This is a genomic window from Pelomonas sp. BJYL3 (genome assembly GCF_027257975.1).
Classification (GTDB): Bacteria; Pseudomonadota; Gammaproteobacteria; order Burkholderiales; family Burkholderiaceae_C; genus Roseateles_B; species Roseateles_B flavus.
On sequence record NZ_JANZKX010000017.1, the window covers coordinates 1 to 3,025 of the forward strand.

The 3,025-nt window shown below is 70.2% G+C and carries 1 protein-coding gene; it reads left to right on the forward strand.

The genetic code is table 11. The annotated features are described in order from the left end of the window. Positions 1 to 3,025 (forward strand): AMP-binding protein (locus O9Y01_RS23065; protein ID WP_269633997.1); only part of this gene is annotated, 3,025 nt, incomplete at both ends.

The window sequence follows — 3,025 nt, forward strand, 5'->3', positions numbered from 1 at the left end:
CCAGCCGCAGCTGACCGAGGAACGCTTCGTGGCGGACCCCTTCAGCGAGGAGGCTGGCGCCCGCATGTACAAGACCGGGGACCTGGGCCGCTGGCTGGCGGACGGGACCATCGAGTACCTGGGGCGCAATGACTTCCAGGTGAAGATCCGGGGCTTCCGGATCGAGCTGGGAGAGATCGAGGCCAAGCTGGCCGCGCTGGGTGCGGAGGAAGCCGGCGATGTGGTGGTGCTGGCCCGCGAGGACGGTGCGGGAGACCAGCCGGGCGGCAAGCGCCTGGTGGCGTACTACACCGGCCATGCCACTGCCGAGCAGCTGCGGGCGCAGGCCCAGGCCACGCTGCCCAGCTACATGGTGCCGGCAGCCTATGTGCAGCTGGGATCGCTGCCGCTGACGCCCAACGGCAAGCTGGACCGCAAGGCGCTGCCGGCGCCGGACGAGCAGGCCTGGAGCCGGCGCGCCTACGAGGCGCCGCAAGGCGAGGTGGAAGCCACGCTGGCGGCCATCTGGGCCGAGCTGCTGCAGATCGAGCGCGTGGGCCGCCATGACAACTTCTTCGAACTGGGTGGCCACTCGCTGATGGCGGTGAGCCTGATCGAGCGCATGCGCCGCGAAGGCCTGCATGCGGACGTGCGGGACCTGTTCACCGCCCCCACGCTGGCCGAGTTGGCCCAGGGCCTGGGCGACGACAGCGCCCAGGTGCAGGTGCCGCCCAATCTGATCCCCGAGGGCGCGACGGCCCTCACGCCGCCGATGCTGACCCTGGTGCAGCTGGATCAGCCCGCCATCGACCGCATCGTGGAAGGCGTGGAAGGCGGTGCGGCCAATGTGCAGGACATCTACCCGCTGGCCCCGCTGCAGGAAGGCATCCTGTTCCATCACCTGATGGAGAAGGAGGGGGACCCCTACCTGCTGCCCAGCCTGCTGGGCTTTGCCAGCCGCGAGCGCCTGGAGCGCTTCGTGGGGGCGCTGCAGCAGGTGATAGACCGTCACGACATTCTTCGCACGGGCATGGCCTGGGAAGGGCTGGAGCAGCCGGTGCAGGTGGTGCGCCGCCAGGCGAGGCTGGCGCTGGACTTCGTCGAGCTGGACCCGGCCCAGGGCGATGTGGCGCAGCAGCTGCAGCAGCGCTTCGATCCGAGGCATTACCGGCTGGACGTGCGGCGGGCCCCGCTGCTGGAGGCTCATGCGGCCCAGGACCCAGAGCAGGGCCGCTGGGTGCTGCTGGTGCTGGCCCACCACCTGGCGATCGATCACACGACGCTGGAGCTGCTGGTCGAAGAGGCGGTGGCGATCGAGCAGGGGCTTGCAGCGCAGCTGCCCCGCCCGGCGCCGTTCCGCAACTTCGTGGCCCAGGCCCGCCTGGGCGTGAGCCGAGAGGAGCACGAAGCCTTCTTCCGCCAGATGCTGGGGGACATCGAGGAGCCGACGGCGCCCTTCGGACTGCTGGACGTGCAGGGGGACGGTTCGGACATCGGCGAGGCCCGCTTGATGCTGCCCATGGAGCTGTCCTCGGCGCTGCGCCGCTGCGCCCGCCAGCTGGGCGTGAGCGCGGCCAGCGTGTTCCACCTGGCCTGGGCCCTGATGCTGGCTTGCACCTCGGGCCGCTCCAAGGTGGTCTTCGGCACGGTGCTGTTCGGTCGCATGCAGGGCGGTGAGCACGCGGACCGCGTGCTGGGCATGTTCATCAACACCCTGCCGGTGCGCGTGAACGTCGACGAGCAGGGCGTGGCCGACAGCCTGCGTGCGCTGCATGGACTGCTGGCCAGGCTGCTGCGCCACGAGCACGCACCGCTGGCGCTGGCGCAGCGCTGCAGCGCGGTGCCGGCCCAGGCACCGCTGTTCAGCGCACTGCTGAACTACCGGCACAGTGCGGGCGGCGCGTCCGGGGAAGACGGCCAGGACGAGGACGAGGCAGAAGACACGATCGAAGGACTGGGCGGTCACGAGCGGACCAACTATCCGCTGACGCTGTCGGTGGACGACCTGGGCGACGGCTTCCAGATCACGGCCCAGGTGGCCAGGCCCATCGAGGCCGAGCGCGTGTGCGGATTCCTGCACCGGGCGCTGGAGCAGGTGGTGGTCCTGCTCGAACAGGCCCCGGCGACGCCGCTGAATCGGATCGGCGTGTTGCCTCTTGCCGAGCGCGAGCAGGTACTGCATGGCTGGAATGCGCAGAGCGCCCTGGCCTATGAGCGTGAGGTGGTGCTGCACGAGCTGATCGAGGCGCAGGTGCGGCGCACGCCGCAGGCGGTGGCGCTCAGGGCGGGGGAAGTTGAGCTGAGCTACGCAGAGCTCAACGCCAGGGCGAACCGGCTGGCGCGAAGGCTGAGGTCCCTCGGCGTGGGGCCGGATGCGCGGGTGGCGGTGTGCAGCGGGCGCAATGAGCGCCTGGTGGTGGCGCTGCTGGCGGTGCACAAGGCAGGCGGGGCGTATGTGCCGCTGGACCCGGCGTACCCGAGCGATCGGCTGGCGTACATGCTGCAGGACGCGGCACCGCAGGCGGTGCTGGTGGACGAGCAGGGGCTGGAGGTGCTGCGAGCCAGCGCGGGCGAAGCGCTGCAGGGGCTGCAGCTGCAGGGGCTGGAGCAGGAGCTGGTGGAGGAGTCCGCCGAGGACCTGGCGCGGGATGGGTTGCAGTCCAGCCATCTGGCCTATGTGATCTACACCTCGGGTTCGACGGGCAGGCCCAAGGGCGTGGCGATCGAGCACCGCAATGCGGTGAACTTCGTGAGCTGGGCGCTGCAGGCTTTCCAGGCGGAGGATTTCAGCCGCAGCCTGCTGGCGACCTCGATGAACTTCGATCTGGCGGTGTACGAGGTGTTCGTGCCGCTGGCGGCGGGTGGCACGGTGCAGGTGGTGGACAACGCGCTGTCGCTGCTGGAGCAGCGGCTGCCGGTGACGCTGATCAACACGGTGCCCTCGGCGATGAACGCGCTGGTGAATGCGGGGGCGGTGCCGGAGCAGACGCAGGTGGTGAACCTGGCAGGCGAGGCGCTCAAGCGGGAGCTGGTGGAGCGCTTGTTC